This window comes from Amycolatopsis roodepoortensis (assembly GCF_024628825.1).
Taxonomy (GTDB): domain Bacteria; phylum Actinomycetota; class Actinomycetes; order Mycobacteriales; family Pseudonocardiaceae; genus Amycolatopsis; species Amycolatopsis roodepoortensis.
Window position 1 is genome coordinate 5,358,695 of sequence record NZ_CP102415.1, and the last position, 16,615, is coordinate 5,375,309.

Consider the following 16,615-nt stretch of genomic DNA (forward strand, 5'->3'; position numbering starts at 1 on the left):
TCTCCTGTTTACCGTCAGAAAGGCACCCAAAGGGTGACTCTGGTGCCATTGCCCGGAGCCGACTCCACCCTCGCGGTCCCGCCGACCTCATTCAGCCGGGCGGTGATGGACTCGCTGATCCCGAAACCGGCGGGCCGGGAGTCGAGGCTGAACCCGGCGCCGTGATCGCGGGTGATCACCGCGACGCCGCCTTCCTGCTCCTCGACCCGGACGACGACCTTGTCCGTCCCGGCGTGTTTGAGGGTGTTGCGCAGGGACTCGCGGACGGCGTCGCGGATGGCGATCTGCCGGACCTCCGAAAGCGTGTCGTCGTCGAGTTCGGCGATCACCAGCTGGGCGCGTAACCCGTCCCGCGCCATCTCCGCCGCCAGCGACGCGAGCTTCTCGCCCAGCGGCCGCGAACCCGCCTCCGACCGTTCCGAAGCCTCGGTCTCGATCGTCCGCCGCAGCTCCAGCGACTGCGCCCGCGCCAGCCGCTGTACCTCGTCGAGGCGCGTGGCCGGGTCGCCCTTGTTGGCCAGCGCGATCGCTTCGAGGGTCTGCAGCACGGAGTCGTGGAGCATCCGGTGCTGGCGGGCTCGTTCGGCGATGCGGCCGTTGCGGATGCCGTACGCGAGGGCGAGCCGCGTGCCGAGCCCGATCAGGACCAGGGCCCCGCTGGCGGTGAAGAGGACGCCGAGGATCGACGGGAAGGTGGCCATGGCGTCGCCGGGCGCGGCTTGGCCGGTGCCGAGCAGGGACGCGAGCATCCGTACCGGGAAGCTGCCGACGGCGAGCGCCGCCGCGGCGGGCATGCCCAGCGCGAGCGCCAGCAGGGCGACCTCGCCGAGCAGGTGCTTGCCGGGGATCGCCATCGCCTCGGTGAACACCGAAGCCGGCACCAGCGCCCCGACCGCGAGCGGCGCGAGCAGCGTGAACACGAGGTCGATCGCCAGCAGCCGGACGGCGTGCTGAGGGCGGAACGGTGCCGAACGCAGCATCCACCGGATGCCGTACAGCGAGAGCGCAGCCGAGCCGAGGGCCACCAGCCCGACCGGCCCGATCCCGATCATGCCGTGAGTGGAGACGTACACGCCGAACGCGCCGGGCACCGCGAAGAGCCGGTACACCAGCGGGACGAGGGCGACGTAGCGGGCGGCTCTGAGCAGCAGGTTGTCGCGATGGGCCGTGTCGATGGGACCCGACATGTGCTGGATCCGCCGGAGCGCGCGCATCGGCGTCGGGTCGCCGACCTCGTCCGACAGCTCGCTCGTCGCCGTCGCCAGCGCGGGCGCGCCCCGACGCAGCAACGTCACCAGAAAACTGGGCGGCCGCTTCGCCATGGATCTTCCCCCTGCCCGGAGCACCGGCAGGAGTATCTCGGGTTACGCCACGTGGATCCAGAGACCAACGGGGTTTATCTCAGCCTATGCCGTTCTCGGCGGCCCATTTCCGCAGTTCGGCCACCGCCTCGTCGTGCTCCAGCGGACCGCGGTCGAGCCGCAGTTCCTTCAGATGCTTCCACGCCTTGCCGACGTCCGGCCCGGGCTGGAGGCCGAGGATCCGCATGATCTCCTCGCCGTTGAGGTCCGGGCGGACCCGGTCGAGGTCCTCCTGCGCCTGGATGGCTTCGATCCTCCGCTCGAGGTCGTCGTAGGTCGCCTGCAGCGCGGCCGCCTTCTTGCGGTTACGCGTGGTGCAGTCGGCGCGCACCAGCTTGTGCAGCCGGGGCAGCAGATCTCCGGCGTCGGTGACGTAGCGCCGCACCGCCGAATCCGTCCACTCGCCCTTACCGTAGCCGTGGAACCGCAGGTGGAGGAACACGAGCTGGCTGACGTCCTGGACGATCTCCTTCGAGAACTTCAGCGCGCGCAAACGCTTGCGTGCCATTTTCGCGCCGACGACCTCGTGGTGGTGGAAGCTCACACCGCCCCCGGGCTGGAACTCGCGCGTCGCGGGCTTGCCGATGTCGTGCAGGAGCGCCGCGAGCCGCAGGATCAGATCCGGCTCGGAGGTCGGCTCGTGCGTTTTCTCCAGGTCGATCGCCTGCGCGAGCACGGTCAGCGAGTGCTGGTAGACGTCCTTGTGCTGGTGGTGCTCGTCGATCGCCAGCCGCATTCCGGGCACTTCGGGCAGTACGCGGTCGGCGAGGCGGGTGTCGACGAGCAGCTCGATACCGGGCCGGGGGTCGTCCGCCAGCAGCAGCTTCGACAGCTCGGCCTGCACGCGCTCGGCGGTGATCCGGTCGATCTCCTCGGCCATCGACGACATCGCGTCGACCACGCGCGGAGCCGCGGTGAACCCGAGCTGCGCGGAGAACCGCGCGGCCCGCAGCATGCGCAGCGGGTCGTCGGCGAAGGACTCCTGCGGGGTCGCGGGCGTGTCGAGCACCTTGTCCTGCAGTGCCTGGAGCCCGTCGTGCGGGTCGACGAAGGTCTTGTTGGCGAGGTCGATCGCCATCGCGTTGACCGTGAAGTCGCGGCGGAGCAGATCTCCCTCGATGCTGTCGCCGAAGGTGACCTCGGGGTTGCGGCCGACGCGGTCGTAGCTGTCGGCGCGGAACGTGGTGATCTCGAGGGTCATGCCCTGTTTGGTCACGCCGACGGTGCCGAACGCGATACCGACGTCCCACACCGCGTCGCCCCAGGCGCTGACGATCTTGAGCACCTGGTCCGGACGGGCGTCGGTGGTGAAGTCGAGGTCGTTCGACAGCCGGCGGAGCATCATGTCCCGGACGCTGCCGCCGACCAGGTACAGGCTGTGCCCCGCCTTCGCGAAGAGCTTCGCGAGCTCGTCCGCCAGCGGGGAGATGCGCATCAGCTCGGTCACGGCGTTCTGCATCGCAGTGCTCTTCCCCGCAATCGCCTGCCCGGCGACCACCTTGTTCACGACAATCCCACCACGATTTGGATGTACTTACTACGGCCCGGCCCACCATGGGCACGGAGAGCCAGCGTACCTGTACCGCCGTTTGCTCTAGCATCGCAGCATGTCTGGATCAGCCGGGCGCTCCGGCGCTTCGAAGCCGGGCCGCCGGCGGAGGCGCAGGCGGGGAAGGCGGCTGACCACGGTCGACGAAACCTCGGCCGGCGGACTCGTCGTCGACGCCGAACGGGCGAACGCCGCGCTGATCGGGCGGCTCGACCGGCACGGCAGACTGCTGTGGTCGCTGCCGAAGGGCCACATCGAGGACGGTGAAACGGTGGAGCAGACGGCTGTGCGCGAGGTGAAAGAGGAGACGGGCATCTCCGCGCAGGTCCTGCAGCCCCTCGGCACCATCGACTACTGGTTCGTGGCCGAGCGACGGCGCGTGCACAAGACGGTGCACCATTTCATCCTGGAATCCACCGGCGGCGAACTTTCGGACGAGGATGTCGAGGTGACCGAGGTCGCCTGGGTCCCGCTCGCCGACCTGGAGACCAAACTCGCCTACTCCGACGAGCGCAAGCTGGTCCGGAAGGCCAAAGAACTCTTCGCGCAGCAACAGCACACCGCCGAGGGAGCACCTGAGTGAAGCGGCTTGCCGCCACTGTCCTGTCGATCCTGTTCCTGGTCTTCACCGTGTTGCCCGTCGCGGGCGCGCAGGCCCAGGAGCAGCCCCGGCTGCGCGTGGACCTCGACCAGCTGAACCCCCGCGTGATCACCTCGACCTCCGCTTCGCTCGCCGTCACCGGCCGGGTCACCAACATCGGCGACCGGCGGATCAGCAAACTGGGCGTCCGGCTGCAGCTGGGCACCCGGCTCCAGACCGAGCAGCAGATCGGTGACGTCCTCGCCGGCGACAAGTTCAAGGATCTCGCCGCGACCGAGTTCGTCGACCTCGAACCGGACCAACTGGAGCCAGGACAGAGCGCGGCGCTGAACCTGTCCGTCCCGCTCGGTCAGTCCGCCAAGCTGCAGTTCCCCAGGCCCGGCGTGTACCCGCTGCTGGTCAACGTCAACGGCACCCCGGATTTCGGCGGTCCGGAACGGCTGGCCGCGGTCACCCTGCTGATGCCGGTGCTGGGTGTTCCAGGCAAGGCCCCCGGGTCACGTCCGCCGTCCGCGCCTTCCACGAGCCTGCTCTGGCCGATCGCGAACAGCGCCGTGCACGTCGTCTCCGCCCCGCTCGGCGGCCCGCTGACCCTGGCGGACGAACGGCTGGCCGACGAGCTGGCCGCCGGTGGACGGCTGGACTCGCTGGTCGAGGCGGCGCGCGCGGCCGAGGCCGACACGAAGGTCTCGTCGTCGTTGTGCCTGGCCATCGACCCCGACCTGGTCGCGACCGTCGACGGGATGACCCGCGGCTACCAGATCGCCGGCGGCGCCCCCGGCAAGGGCGTCGAGACCGCGAAGAGCTGGCTCGGCAGGCTGAAGGCGCTGGTCGCGGGCCGGTGCGTGGTCACCCTCCCGTTCGCCGACGCCGACCTCACCGCGCTGACGAAGGTCCGCGCCGGTGACGCCACCGACACCGCGCTCATGACCACCGCGCTCGGCGGCGCGGGGACGATCAAGAACCTGCTCGGCATCCAGCCGCAGGACGGCGTCCTGTGGCCCGGCGGCGCCCTCGACTCGCAGACCCTCGAAGCGATCGGCAAGGCCGGCGTCAAGACCGTGCTGACCGATTCCGGCAAGCTCCAGTCCCGTACGCCGCTTTCGAGCGGGGTGTCGATCGAGGGGACGGACCTGCGCGCCCAGCCGATCGACGCGCTGATCTCGTCCGCGCTGAACGGCTCGGAGTCGACCCAGAACGGGCTCGGCGCCATCGCCTTCCGTGCCGGGCTCGGCGGGCAGAACGAGGGGCCGGGCCGTTCGCGGCTGCTGATCGCGCCCCCGCGGCACTGGGCCGCGAGCGGCACCGAACTCACCACGTTCCTGGAGCGGATGGGCGACTTCTACACCGCCGGTCTCCTCAAGTCGGCGCCGTTGCCCGAGCTGCTCGGCGAAAGCCCGTCCGGGACGGCGTCGGTCAACTACGACCCGCGGGATCTGACTGCCGCGACCAGCGGCGACGTCACCGCGAAGATGTCCCAGCTGGACAACGAGACCCTGGGCCTGTCGTCCGCGATGACGATGGACGCCACCAAACGGGTGATGCCGGCCGACGTGATCGCCCCGGTGCGGCTCGCCCTCATCCGGGCAGCGTCGACGTCGTGGCGCGGCGCGGACGCCGCGACCGTCACCGGCAACGCCCGCGGCGATCTGGAGGCGATCCGCAGCCAGGTCACCGTCGAGCGGCCGAAGCAGACGATCGCGCTGGCTTCCGGCGCGGCGCCACTGCCGGTGTTCATCACCAACAACCTGCCGGTCGGCGTCGCCGTCAAGGTCGCCCTGAAGAACAACGTCGGCCTGCGCCCGACCGACGACACCCTGTTGCAGGCGCAGATGGTCCCGGCCAACAGCGCCCGTAACCGGCTGCTCCCGGTCGAGGCGCTGCGAGCGGGCCGGTTCAGCGTCGACGTCTCGCTGACCACGCCCGACGGGACCCCGCTCGGTTCGGCCGCGCGCTTCGAGCTGACGTCCACGGAATACGGCGCGATCACCATCATCATCACCATCACCGCGGCCGGTGCGCTGCTGCTCCTGTCGTCCCGGCGGATCTACCGGAGGATCAAGGACTCGCGAGCCGATCGGGCGAACGAAACCGCCCCGCGTGTGACCGAGGACGCACAGGTTTAAGTGTTTCCGGCCGTTGCCGATTACCCTGGGTCGAACGATGCCGCCGGGCATCACGTAGCCGAGCACCGAGGATTGGGCACGCGTTGGAAAGAGAGCCGGGTGTACCGCCCGAGCGTGCAGGCCGTCCCCGGCGCGAAGGTACTCCGCCACCGCCCCGCCGCACCGATGGACCCGCACGCCGTCCGGAGCGTCGTCAGCCGCCCCCGCAGCAGCCCCCGCCCGAACGCGGTGAGCGGCCGCGGCGGGCCACGCCGCCGCCCCCGCCGCCGGTCGACGGCCGCCACCAGCGGGTGGCGGGCCGTCCCGACGACGAGACACGGCGGCTGAGGCCACCGCAGACCCCGCCGCCGAACCAGGCACCGCCGCGGAAGGCGCCCCCTGCCCAGGGGACGCCTCCGCCGCCGACCCGCCGCCAGCCGGTTCCGCCGCCGCAGGGGCCGCCGCTGCCGCAGCCGTCACAGAACCCGCCGCCGCGGCGTCCGGCGGCACCTCCGGCCCAGCCGCCTCAGGCGCTCCACCAGACACCGCCGCCGCCGCATCGCGGGCGCCGTCAGCCGCCACCGGTCCGCCCGTGGCAGGTCGACCGGCGCGACGAACCCGACGCGACCCGGTTCATCCCGCGCACCCCCGGCGTCCCGATGGGATCGCGCTGGCCGGTCGCCGACCCCGACGTCCTCCGCCCGTACGACCAGCTCGCCACGCAGGTCATGCCGGCGATCAAGGACGCGCCGCTGGTCAAACCGCGGCCGGGGGACACCGGCGAGCAGGATGTCGCCGCTCCGGCGAAGGCGCCGTCGATCGCGAAGTCCAGCGGCCGGATGGCGATCGCCTCGCTGATCAGCCGCATCACCGGTTTCGCGTGGAAGCTGCTGCTGGTCGCGGCCATCGGCGCCCAGGTGGAGAACGACTCGTTCAACGTCGCCAACACGATGCCGAACATCATCTTCGAGCTGCTGATGGGCGGCGTGCTGTCGAGCCTCGTGGTCCCGCTGCTCGTGCGGTCGCAGGACGACAAGGACGGCGGCGAGGCGTACACGCAGCGGCTGGTCACGGTGGCTGGCACGCTGCTCGTGGTCGGGACGACGATCGCCGTCTTCGCGGCGCCGTTGATCACCAAGCTCTACGTCGACGACAAGGGCCAGGCGAATCCCGAGCTGGTCACCGCGTTCGCGTACCTGTTGCTGCCGCAGATCTTCTTCTACGGCGTGTTCGCCCTGCTCTCCGCGGTGCTGAACGCGAAGAACATCTTCGGCCCGACGGCGTGGGCGCCGGTGATCAACAACCTCGTCGTCATCTTCACGATCCTCGTCGTGTGGATCATGCCGGGGAACATCTCCACCGATCCGGTGTCGATCACCGACCCGAAGCTGCTGACCCTGGGCATCGGCGTGACGTCGGGCATCGTGGCGCAGTCGGTGCTGCTGATCCCGCCGCTGCTGCGGTCCGGGTTCAAGTTCAAATGGCGCTGGGGCATCGACAAGCGCATGAAGGAGTTCGGCGGGCTGGCACTGTGGACCGTCGGCTACGTCGCGGTCAGCCAGGTCGGTTACACGATCACGACCCGGGTGCTGACCAGTGGTTCGCAGGGTGGTGTGACCGCGTACAGCAACGCGTGGCTGCTGTTCCAGCTGCCGTACGGCGTGATCGGCGTGTCCCTGCTGACCGCGATCATGCCGAGGATGAGCCGCGCGGCCGCGGACGGCGACCACAAGAAGCTGATCGGCGACCTCTCGTACGCGTCCCGCATCTCGACGGTGATGCTCGTACCGATTTCCGCCGTGATGACCGTGGTGGGCGGTTCGGTCGGTATCGCCCTGTTCACCTTGGGCAAGGGCACGGTCGAGGACGCGTCGCGGATGGGCGAGGCGCTGGCCATCTCCGCGTTCGCGCTGCTGCCGTACGCGCTGGTCATGCTGCAGATGCGGGTGTTCTACGCGATGAAGGACGCGCGGACGCCGGTGCTGATCATGATCGTGATGACCGTGGTGAAGGTGCCGCTGCTGTACCTGTGCCCCGCGCTGCTCTCGCCGGACAACATCGTGCTCGGCGTGATGATGGTCAACGGCCTCACGTTCGTCGTCGGCGCGATCCTCGGTCAGGTCTGGCTGTGGGTGACCCTCGGAAATCTCCGGAGCAAGCGGGTTCTCGGGGTGATCCTCTTCACGGTCGTCGCGAGTGTGCTCGGGGTCGGCGCGGCGTGGCTCGCCGGGCAGATCGTCCCCGACTCGTTCGGGCCTACTTTCCATGCCTGGGTGAAACTTCTGCTGCAGACAGCGGTCGGGATCGTGGTCTCGTTCGGCGTGCTCATGGCCTTGAAGGTCGAGGAATTGAAGCCCGCCACGGCGAGGATCACCCGGTTGATCAAGCGCGGATAACGATTCACGTACGGATGGCGCGCGTTCACGGGTCGTATTCTGGGTACCCTCGGGGCGGGAGCTACGCGGGAGAGTGCGGTGGATACGAGACGGAGCGAACAGGCAGGGGAGGCCAGCCAGATGGGCATCCGGGCCCAAGGCGGGTCGCTGGCCCCTGGCCGGGTCGTCGGTGACGGCCGGTATCGCCTGCTCGCACAGTTCGGGGTGGACGAGCGGGCCGCCGCGCATCTTTGGCGTGCCCGCGACGGGCAGCTGAAGCGGGACGTGGCGCTGACGCTGCTGGTCGGCGACCCCGCGGACGCGGAAGCCGCCCGGCTGGCGCGCCGGACGCTGGAGCGTGCCGCGCACGCCTCGAAGTTCGGCCACGGCGGGGTCGCGCGCGTCCTCGACGTGCTCAGTCTCGGCAGCGGCGTCACCTCGAGCGAAGGTCTGCTCGGTGTCGTCGTCGCGGAATGGACCAAGGGCAGCGACCTGGTCGACCTGGTGGCGCAGCGCCCGGTGGCGCCCGCCGCGGCGGCCAGGATGGTGCAGGCGCTGGCGGAAGCCGTCGACCACGCCCATCAGAACGGTCTCGTCCTCGGCCTCGATCATCCGCAGCGTCTCCGGCTCACCCCGGACGGCGCGCTGAAGCTCGCCTTCCCGGGCCCCTTGCCCGAAGCGACCCTTCGCGACGACGTCAAGGCACTCGGCGCCGTCCTGTACCTGCTGCTGACCGGCCGTTGGGCCCTTCCCGGCGGCCCGGCCGCGATCCCGGCGGCGCCGCACGCGCCGACCGGCCGCGTCATCCCGCCGCGTTCGCTGGTCCCGACGGTGCCGGTCGAGCTGTCCTCGCTCGCCGTCCGCACCATCGAGGACGGCGGCCACGGCGGTATCCGGACCAGCGCGGCCATCCTGCGCGTGCTGGATCAGGTCGCCGAAGCCGAAGAGCGCACCCAGCTGATCAAGGCCGTCGGCGAGGAAGAGGCCGTCGCCGAATCGGACGGCACGGTCTGGACGACGAAGAAGCCGGTCAAGGACGTCGCGCGGCGCAAGAAGCTGGCGTTCGGCGTGACCGTGCTGGTCGTCGCGACCGTGGTCATCCTCGCCTGGGGCGGGATGATGCTGATCAACCTGTTCCAGGGCGAGTCGAAGTCCAGCGGCCCGAAGATCAACGTCGCCGCGTCCTCTTCACAGGTCGCCCCGCCCTCTGGCGAGCAGCCGCCGCCCGCTCAGCAGAAGCCGTCTCCCGCCGTTGGTGCCGCGGTGAAGCCGTCGGCCGTGGCCGTCTACAACCCGGGCAGCAAGGGCGACAGCCCCGGCAAAGCCAGGAACGCGACCGACGGCGACACGGTCACCTCGTGGAAGACCGACCAGTACGACGAGCAGTTCCCGGTGCTCAAGGACGGCGTCGGGCTGGTCGTGACCTTCAAGGACCCGATCAACCTCACCCAGGTCAAGCTCGACGCGGCGAGCCCCGGTTCGAAGGTCGAAATCCGCTCCGCCGACAAGAAGAACCCGAAGCTCGACGAGACGAAGGTCGTCGGGGCGGGGGACCTCGCGGCGGGCGAGTCGACCATTGCGTTGCAGCAGCCTCAGCAGGGTCAGTACTTCATCATCTGGATCACTCAGCTGGGTGAAGATGACAAAGGAAAGTTCGTCACCGAACTGAAAGAGCTGACGTTCCTGCCTGCGGGGTGACGACGGACACCGGGTCAGTAGGCTCTCCCGGGTGACAGCTGCAGCTCCCACGGACGCGGATCTCATAGCGGCGCATGCCGCCGGAGACCCGCACGCGTTCAGTGAACTGGTCCAGCGACATCGAGACCGCATGTGGGCGGTAGCCCTGCGCACCTTGCGGGATCCGGAAGAAGCCGCGGACGCCCTGCAGGACGCCTTCATCTCCGCGTTCCGAGCAGCGGGCAACTTCAGAGCGGAATCGCAGGTCACGACGTGGTTGCACCGTATCGTCGTGAACGCGTGCCTCGACCGCATCCGGCGGGGCAAGGCAAGACCGACCGTTCCGCTGCCCGAGACCGGGCAGTTCAACGAGCCCGCGTCGCCGCGTGACTCGATGTCGGAACGCGAGACGAGCCTGGTCGTCAAGGAAGCCCTCGACCAGCTCCCCGAAGACCAGCGTGCCCCGATCGTGTTGGTCGACGTCGAGGGATACTCCGTCGCCGAGACGGCGAAGATGCTCGGCATCGCCGAGGGCACGGTCAAGAGCCGATGTGCCCGAGGTCGCGGAAAGCTCGCGAAGGTTCTCGGACATCTACGGAACCCCGATGCGATTGCGAACGTCCCAACTCACGAAAGCAAACGAGAGCGCGCTACCCCGCAACGGGGTGCCAGGCGTCCTCAGGGCACGCCGGGTGACGGGGAGGGACGATGACAGACGAGAGCAGGGGGATCGGTGGGACCGTCGGTCCGCCGTGGTCTGTCGATGTGCTCGCCGACCTGCACGCAGGTGTGCTGGACGAGCGAGAAGCGGCCGAGCTGTGGCCGCGGGTGAACGCCGACCCCGAAGCACTGGCGATCATCGAAGCACTCGAAGCGACCACGGCCGACCTCGCGGAACTCGCGAACGAGCCGGTCGCGCCGATGCCGGCCGAGTACGCGGCCCGGATCGACGCCGCGCTGGCCGCCGAAATGCGGGCGACGCCTGCGTTTCAAGGCGCATCTGAACGGCCGCAGGAGCAGGTCGCCCCGGTGGTGGACCTCGCGGCCGCACGGCGGCGGCGGAACAAGCGGATCGGCTGGGGCGCCGGGATAGCGACCGTGGCGGCGGCGGCCATCGCCGCCGTGGCGATCGTCGTCCCGACCACCCGGGAGCCCGATTCGGGCGGTATCGCGCAGCCCGCGCCGTCGGCTCCTTCCGGGCCTTCGGTCGGCGGAGACGGCGGCGGGGCCGAAGCCCTCGTCGGCAAGGCGATCGGCGTCCGGGACTTCGGCTCACTGAAGACCGAAGAACGCCTCGACGCCTGCGTCGCCGCTGCCGGAATGGACGCCGACGTGCGGCCGGAGGGCATCCGGCCGGTGAACGTCGCGGGCAAGGACGGCGTGATGGTGATCTACACCACAGGCAAACTCGCCCAGTTCCGCATCGTCGCCTTCGGTGCCGACTGCGGCCCGGGCAACCCGGCGGTCCTCTTCGACAAAATCATCGGACAGAAGTAGCCGGCCGAAACCTCACTGGTCCCTCGCTCCCCACCAGCCCCATTTTGGGGGGAGCGAGGGACCTTTGCTACCGCGCTAGCTTTCCTAGCGGCGCTAGAGGTCGGATCTCCGCCGAGGCGCAGCGCAGGAGAAAGTAGCGCCGGTCACCACGGGAACACCGGCCCTTACGATCGTGTTGAGCCTGGTGAACAGGTCACTACGAGCGGAGGTCACGGGTGGCTGCCGAGGAGATCAGGAACCTGATCGTCATTGGATCGGGTCCTGCGGGTTACACCGCCGCTGTGTACGCGGCACGAGCGCAGCTCGAACCGCTGGTGTTCGAGGGCACTCAGTTCGGCGGTGCGCTGATGACGACGACGGAGGTCGAGAACTTCCCCGGTTTCCGCGAAGGCATCCAGGGGCCCGACCTCATGGAAGAGATGCGCGAGCAGGCCAAGCGGTTCGGCGCCGACCTGCGCCAGGAGGACGTCGAGTCCGTCGAGCTGACCGGTGACGTCAAGTACGTCTTCGCGAACGGCAAGCGCTACGCGGCCCGCGCGGTCGTGCTCTCGATGGGCGCCGCGGCCCGCTATCTGAACGTGCCCGGCGAGCAGGAGCTGCTCGGCCGCGGGGTTTCGGCCTGCGCCACCTGCGACGGTTTCTTCTTCCGCGACCACGACATCGTGGTCGCCGGCGGCGGCGACTCGGCGATGGAGGAGGCGACCTTCCTGACGAAGTTCGCCAAGTCCGTCACGATCGTCCACCGCCGCGAGGAGTTCCGCGCCTCCAAGATCATGCTGGAGCGCGCCCGCGAGAACGAGAAGATCAAGTGGGCGCTCAACAAGCAGATCACCGAAGTCGAGGGTGAGGGCAAGGTCGAGGGCCTGAAGCTCAAGGACACGGTCACCGGCGAGGAGTCCAAGCTGGACGTGACCGGGTTCTTCGTCGCGATCGGTCACGACCCGCGCAGCGAGCTGGTGCGCGGTCAGGTGGACCTCGACGAGGACGGTTACGTGCTCACCAAGGGCCGCACCTCGTACACGAACCTTCCCGGCGTTTTCGCCGCGGGCGACCTGGTCGACCGCACGTACCGGCAGGCCATCACCGCCGCGGGTTCGGGCTGCGCCGCGGCGATCGACGCGGAACGATGGCTGGCGGAGCACGCCGGTGTCGAGGCCGCCCAGGAGACCCCTGAGCTGGTCGGTGGCGGCTACGGCGCCACCACCAACTGACTTATCCCATCACCGGAGTTTCACCACCCAGAAGGAGACACCATGGCCAACACCGTGACGGTGACCGACAAGACGTTCGTCGACGACGTGCTGACGAGCGAGAAGCCCGTCCTGGTCGACTTCTGGGCGACTTGGTGCGGTCCGTGCAAGATGGTCGCCCCGGTGCTCGAGGAGATCGCGGCGGAGAACGGCGAAAAGCTGACCGTCGCGAAGCTCGACATCGACGCCAACCCGAACACTGCGCGTGACTACCAGGTGATGTCGATCCCGACGCTGATCCTGTTCCAGGGCGGCAAGCCCGTGAAGCAGATCGTCGGCGCCAAGCCGAAGGCCGCGCTGCTGTCGGACCTCGCCGACGTCCTCTGATCTCGCGTTTCACCTGCCGAAACCCGGGGCCTGCCCAGGCTCCGGGTTTCGTCGTCACGGGGAATGGGTAGATCTCTCCGTTACGGGAACGCCTGGACGAGTTCCACGAACGGGCACTTGACGCACCGACCGGGCCTCCGCGCTCACCGAGAGTTCACAGGGCACAATAGAGCACCGGGGTTCGCCCCGCAGGGTTTTCATAGTCGTGCATCGAGCTCGATCGGTGCCCCAAAGGGAAGAGCGAGGAGTGCATGCGGGTACTCCGCCGCGGTGACGCCGGACCGGACGTCGCCGAGATCAGGTCCACGCTGGCGGCGATGGAGCTGCTCCCGCCGGTGACCGAATCCGGGGAGTACGAGGTCTTCGACACGGCGATGGAACATGCCGTGCGGGCGTTCCAGCAGCGCCGTGGGCTCATCACCGACGGTCTGGTGGGTCCGGCCACCTATCAGGCGCTTCGCGGCGCCGGCTTCCATCTCGGCAGCCGGCCGCTGACCTACATGTTCTCCGCGCCCATGCAGGGTGACGATGTTTTCGCGCTCCAGGAGCGGCTGACCGAGCTCGGCTTCGACGCCGGCCGACCGGACGGGCACTTCGGTCCCCAGACCGAGCGCGCGCTCAAGACCTTCCAGCGGGACATGCGCCTGGTCGCCGACGGTATGTGCGGCCCGGCCACCATCCGTGAGCTGCACCGGCTCTCTTCGCCGCGCGCCCGCGGCGGCCGCCCCGTCTTCCTGCGCGAGCAGGAGCAGGTGCGGCAGGCGGGTCCCCGGCTGCGCGGCAAGCGCATCGTGATCGACCCTGGCCACGGCGGCGACGACCTCGGGGTCGTCGCGAGCGGTCTGCGCGAGGCGGACATAGCCTGGGACCTGGCTCGGCGGCTCGAAGGCCGGATGCAGGCCACGGGCATGGAGGCGCTGATCTCGCGCGGCCCGAACCAGAGCCCGAGCGAGGGCGACCGGGCGAAGTTCGCGAACGAGGCGGGCGCCGACCTGTTCCTTTCGCTGCACAACGACAAGAACTCCTCGCCCAAGGCGCAGGGGGTCGCGAGCTTCCACTTCGGCACCGGCAACGGCACCACGTCGACCGTCGGTGAGCTGCTGGCGGGCTTCATCCAGCGCGAGCTGGCCGCCCGCACCGGCATGCTCGACTGCCGCACGCACTACAAGACCTGGGAGATCTTCACCCGCACCCGCTGCCCCGCGGTGCGGATCGAGATCGGCTACCTGACCAACCCGGAGGACAGCCGCAAACTGGCGGACCCGGCTTTCCGCGACATCGTCGCCGAAGGCATCCTGGTCGCCGTGAAGCGCCTGTACCTCCTCGGTGAAGGGGACCAGCCGACCGGCACGTTCACCTTCGCGGACGTCCTGGCCCACGAGCTCGCCAAAGCGGAGTAGCCAGTCCTCCACAGCCGCACGCGGGCGCACATCTCACTGCCGACGCCGTCGGCACAACCGGTTGTGTGCCCCCTCGCCCGAGCACGCCACCCCTAGCTCCACCCGGCGCGCAGCCCCCGCCCTTCCCGGGGGGCGTCCCCAGGTCCAGCCTACCCATCCACAGATTTTCCACCGCTCCTATCAGCGATCTGTGGATAACTCGGCGGGTTACCCACAGCTGTCCCCAGGCCGGGGGATGGCTGCTGCGCGCGCCCTGGAACTCTGCTAGAGCGGGCGGTGAGGGGGTGAAGAAGGTCAGGCGCGACCCATGCTCGGCTCAGCCGTCGTGATGGAGACCTGGCCGAGCAGCCGCTCGAGGGCCGCCTCCACGTCTTCCTTCCACGAGATCGCCGAGCGCAGTTCCAGTCGCAGCCGCGGCCACCGCGGATGCGGCCGCACGGTCTTGAACCCGACGCTCTGCAGGAACGCGGCGGGCAGGACACAACTGTGCCCGCCGTCCGGATCGGTCTCGTCGGGCTTGGCGTCCCCGAAGGCTTCGATCGCGCGGACCCCGCGTTTGGTGAGGTCCTTCGCGACGGCCTGCACCAGCATCCGGCCGAGGCCGCCGCCCTGGAATTCGGGAAGCACCTGGAAGGCGGTCAGCAGGACCGCGTCGGGGCCAGGGGGCGACGTCGGGAAGGCCAGCGAGCGCGGCACGGCGTTCGGCGGCGCGTAGAGCACGAAACCGACGGGCAGGGTGTCGCTATAGACGATCCGGCCGCAGGAACCCCACTCCAGCAGGACGCTGGAGACCCAGGCTTCCTTCTCGACCTCTGTCGCGCCGTATTCCTCGGCTTGCGCCTTCATATGCGGCGCCAGCTCCCAGTACACGCAGCGGCGGCAGCTCTTCGGCAGGTGCTCGAGGTTGTCCAGGGTTACGCCCACGACGCGACGCGACACAGACAAACCTCCCTGAATGAAGATCACCCGACGCGGCCTTGTCCCGAGCAGGGCTCACCGAAGGGGTCCGGTCCGAGGATAGGCCGATGTGATGAACACCGAAAGGCCAGGGCCCCTCAAGGGAGGGTGGTTACACTCGATGGAACTACCAGTCGGTAGCGACTATGTCCACTTCGAAGCCGGGTGAAGCGCCTGATGACCGAGAACCGCCCTGTCCGGCCGGAACCCGGCCGACACAACCTCGACCCTCATCTCGACCGCTACGCCGCGCGTACGGCCGGGATGACTGCTTCCGAGATCAGGGCCTTGTTCGCGGTGGCCAGTCGCCCCGAGGTGGTGTCGCTCGCCGGCGGCATGCCGAACCTCGCCGCGCTCCCGTTGGACACGCTGTCCGCGCAGGTCGGCGAGCTCATCACCAAGGAAGGCCTGGTCGCGCTCCAGTACGGCTCCGCGCACGGCGTCCCGGCGCTGCGCGAGCAGATCTGCGAGATCATGGCGCTCGAAGGCATCAAGGCCCACCCGGACGACGTCGTCGTGACGGTCGGCTCCCAGATGGGGCTCGACATGGTCACCCGGCTGTTCTGCGATCCGGGTGACGTCATCATCGCCGAGGGACCGTCGTACGTCGGCGCGCTCGGCTCGTTCGCCGCGTACCAGGCGGACGTCGTCCACGTCGCGATGGACGACCACGGCCTGGTCCCCGAAGGGCTCCGTGCCGCGCTCGCGGAAACGCGGAAAGCGGGCCGCCGGGTCAAGTTCCTCTACACGATCCCGAACTTCCACAACCCCGGCGGCGTCACGCTGGCCGTCGAGCGGCGCGCGGAGATCGTGGAGATCTGCCGCGAGAACGACATCCTCATCGTCGAGGACAACCCGTACGGGCTGCTCGGTTTCGGCGGGCAGACGTATCCCGCGCTCCGCTCGATCGACCCCGACAACGTCGTTTACCTGGGCTCTTTCTCGAAGACCTTCGCTTCCGGCCTGCGGGTCGGCTGGGTACTCGCGCCGCACGCCGTCCGGGAGAAACTCGTGCTCGCGGCCGAGTCCGCGACGCTTTGTCCGCCGACGCTTAACCAGTTGATCGTGTCGCGATACCTCGCGACGCACGACTGGATGGGTCAGATCAAGACCTTCCGCGAGAACTACCGGGAGCGCCGGGACGCGATCCTGTCCGCGCTCGATCAGCACATGCCCGCCGGCTGCAGCTGGACCAAACCCGATGGCGGTTTCTACGTCTGGATGACCGTGCCCGAAGGCGTGGACACGAAGGCGATGCTGCCGAGGGCGGTCACGGCCCGCGTCGCATACGCCTCCGGAACCGGTTTCTACGCCGACGGTTTCGGCAGCAGACAGCTTCGGCTTTCCTACTGTTACCCGACGCCCGAGCGGATCCGCGAAGGCGTCCGGCGGCTCGCCGCGGTGCTCGAGTCCGAAATGGACTTGGCGCGTACCTTCGGTAACGTGAGCCCACGCTCGATCTCGGGGCCGCAGAACCCCTCTCCGGACACGGTCTGATCGGCCGGACGTCCCCAAG

General features: G+C 69.2%; 13 protein-coding genes. 10 read left to right on the forward strand and 3 right to left on the reverse strand.

What is annotated here, in order from left to right; all coding sequences use genetic code 11:
• Positions 1–14: 14 nt before the first annotated feature.
• Both NQK81_RS25515 and NQK81_RS25520 read right to left on the reverse strand, forming a co-directional pair.
• Positions 15–1,322, reverse strand: a complete 1,308-nt coding sequence (locus tag NQK81_RS25515; protein ID WP_257483539.1) for a sensor histidine kinase — start codon at positions 1,320–1,322, stop codon at positions 15–17.
• A 79-nt stretch (positions 1,323–1,401) separates the two neighbouring features.
• Positions 1,402–2,820: a CCA tRNA nucleotidyltransferase gene (locus NQK81_RS25520; RefSeq protein WP_257489843.1), complete on the reverse strand. Its 1,419-nt coding sequence runs from the start codon at positions 2,818–2,820 to the stop codon at positions 1,402–1,404.
• Positions 2,821–2,968: 148 nt separating this feature from the next.
• Between NQK81_RS25520 and NQK81_RS25525 the strand changes: the two genes are divergently transcribed.
• The 9 genes from NQK81_RS25525 to NQK81_RS25565 all read left to right on the forward strand — a co-directional run bounded on the left by NQK81_RS25525 (position 2,969) and on the right by NQK81_RS25565 (position 14,142).
• Positions 2,969–3,493 carry an NUDIX hydrolase gene (locus tag NQK81_RS25525; protein ID WP_126734742.1) on the forward strand — a complete coding sequence of 175 codons (525 nt, stop codon included), beginning with the start codon at positions 2,969–2,971 and terminating at the stop codon, positions 3,491–3,493.
• Entirely contained in the window at positions 3,490–5,637 is a 2,148-nt protein-coding gene (locus NQK81_RS25530) for a DUF6049 family protein (RefSeq protein ID WP_257483540.1), read from the forward strand. Before NQK81_RS25525 ends, NQK81_RS25530 begins: the two co-directional genes overlap by 4 nt.
• A 638-nt stretch (positions 5,638–6,275) precedes the next feature.
• Positions 6,276–8,012: a murein biosynthesis integral membrane protein MurJ gene (gene murJ / locus NQK81_RS25535; RefSeq protein WP_257489844.1), complete on the forward strand. Its 1,737-nt coding sequence runs from the start codon at positions 6,276–6,278 to the stop codon at positions 8,010–8,012.
• A 120-nt stretch (positions 8,013–8,132) separates the two neighbouring features.
• On the forward strand, positions 8,133–9,689 hold the full coding sequence (locus NQK81_RS25540) for a protein kinase family protein (RefSeq protein WP_257489845.1): 1,557 nt from the start codon (positions 8,133–8,135) through the stop codon (positions 9,687–9,689).
• A gap of 31 nt (positions 9,690–9,720) precedes the next feature.
• Positions 9,721–10,380 (forward strand): RNA polymerase sigma factor SigM, encoded by a 660-nt coding sequence (gene sigM / locus NQK81_RS25545; protein ID WP_126734747.1) that lies wholly within the window; start codon positions 9,721–9,723, stop codon positions 10,378–10,380.
• Positions 10,377–11,165 carry an RsmA family anti-sigma factor gene (locus NQK81_RS25550; protein WP_257483541.1) on the forward strand — a complete coding sequence of 263 codons (789 nt, stop codon included), beginning with the start codon at positions 10,377–10,379 and terminating at the stop codon, positions 11,163–11,165. Before sigM ends, NQK81_RS25550 begins: the two co-directional genes overlap by 4 nt.
• A 215-nt stretch (positions 11,166–11,380) precedes the next feature.
• The gene (trxB, locus tag NQK81_RS25555; protein ID WP_126734749.1) at positions 11,381–12,376 is read left to right on the forward strand and encodes a thioredoxin-disulfide reductase; all 996 of its coding nucleotides are present in this window, start codon (positions 11,381–11,383) and stop codon (positions 12,374–12,376) included.
• A gap of 42 nt (positions 12,377–12,418) precedes the next feature.
• Positions 12,419–12,742 (forward strand): thioredoxin, encoded by a 324-nt coding sequence (gene trxA, locus NQK81_RS25560; RefSeq protein ID WP_101611569.1) that lies wholly within the window; start codon positions 12,419–12,421, stop codon positions 12,740–12,742.
• Positions 12,743–12,993: 251 nt separating this feature from the next.
• Entirely contained in the window at positions 12,994–14,142 is a 1,149-nt protein-coding gene (locus NQK81_RS25565; protein WP_257483542.1) for an N-acetylmuramoyl-L-alanine amidase, read from the forward strand.
• Between the two features lie 294 nt (positions 14,143–14,436).
• Here the strand turns inward: NQK81_RS25565 and NQK81_RS25570 are convergent, their stop codons facing one another.
• Positions 14,437–15,081: a GNAT family N-acetyltransferase gene (locus NQK81_RS25570; RefSeq protein ID WP_125679353.1), complete on the reverse strand. Its 645-nt coding sequence runs from the start codon at positions 15,079–15,081 to the stop codon at positions 14,437–14,439.
• A 195-nt stretch (positions 15,082–15,276) separates the two neighbouring features.
• On the opposite strand from NQK81_RS25570, the gene NQK81_RS25575 reads away from it, so the two are divergent.
• Positions 15,277–16,596 (forward strand): aminotransferase-like domain-containing protein, encoded by a 1,320-nt coding sequence (locus NQK81_RS25575; protein WP_257483543.1) that lies wholly within the window; start codon positions 15,277–15,279, stop codon positions 16,594–16,596.
• Positions 16,597–16,615: the final 19 nt, after the last annotated feature.

Excerpts from the sequence above, each read along its gene's own strand:
- trxA (WP_101611569.1), top strand. The coding sequence starts at position 12,419 with ATGGCCAACACCGTGACGGTGACCGACAAGACGTTCGTCGACGACGTG.
- NQK81_RS25540 (WP_257489845.1), top strand. The coding sequence starts at position 8,133 with ATGGGCATCCGGGCCCAAGGCGGGTCGCTGGCCCCTGGCCGGGTCGTC.
- NQK81_RS25575 (WP_257483543.1), top strand. The coding sequence starts at position 15,277 with ATGACCGAGAACCGCCCTGTCCGGCCGGAACCCGGCCGACACAACCTC.
- NQK81_RS25565 (WP_257483542.1), top strand. The coding sequence starts at position 12,994 with ATGCGGGTACTCCGCCGCGGTGACGCCGGACCGGACGTCGCCGAGATC.
- murJ (WP_257489844.1), top strand. The coding sequence starts at position 6,276 with ATGGGATCGCGCTGGCCGGTCGCCGACCCCGACGTCCTCCGCCCGTAC.
- NQK81_RS25515 (WP_257483539.1), bottom strand. The coding sequence starts at position 1,322 with ATGGCGAAGCGGCCGCCCAGTTTTCTGGTGACGTTGCTGCGTCGGGGC.
- NQK81_RS25550 (WP_257483541.1), top strand. The coding sequence starts at position 10,377 with ATGACAGACGAGAGCAGGGGGATCGGTGGGACCGTCGGTCCGCCGTGG.
- NQK81_RS25525 (WP_126734742.1), top strand. The coding sequence starts at position 2,969 with ATGTCTGGATCAGCCGGGCGCTCCGGCGCTTCGAAGCCGGGCCGCCGG.
- NQK81_RS25520 (WP_257489843.1), bottom strand. The coding sequence starts at position 2,820 with ATGCAGAACGCCGTGACCGAGCTGATGCGCATCTCCCCGCTGGCGGAC.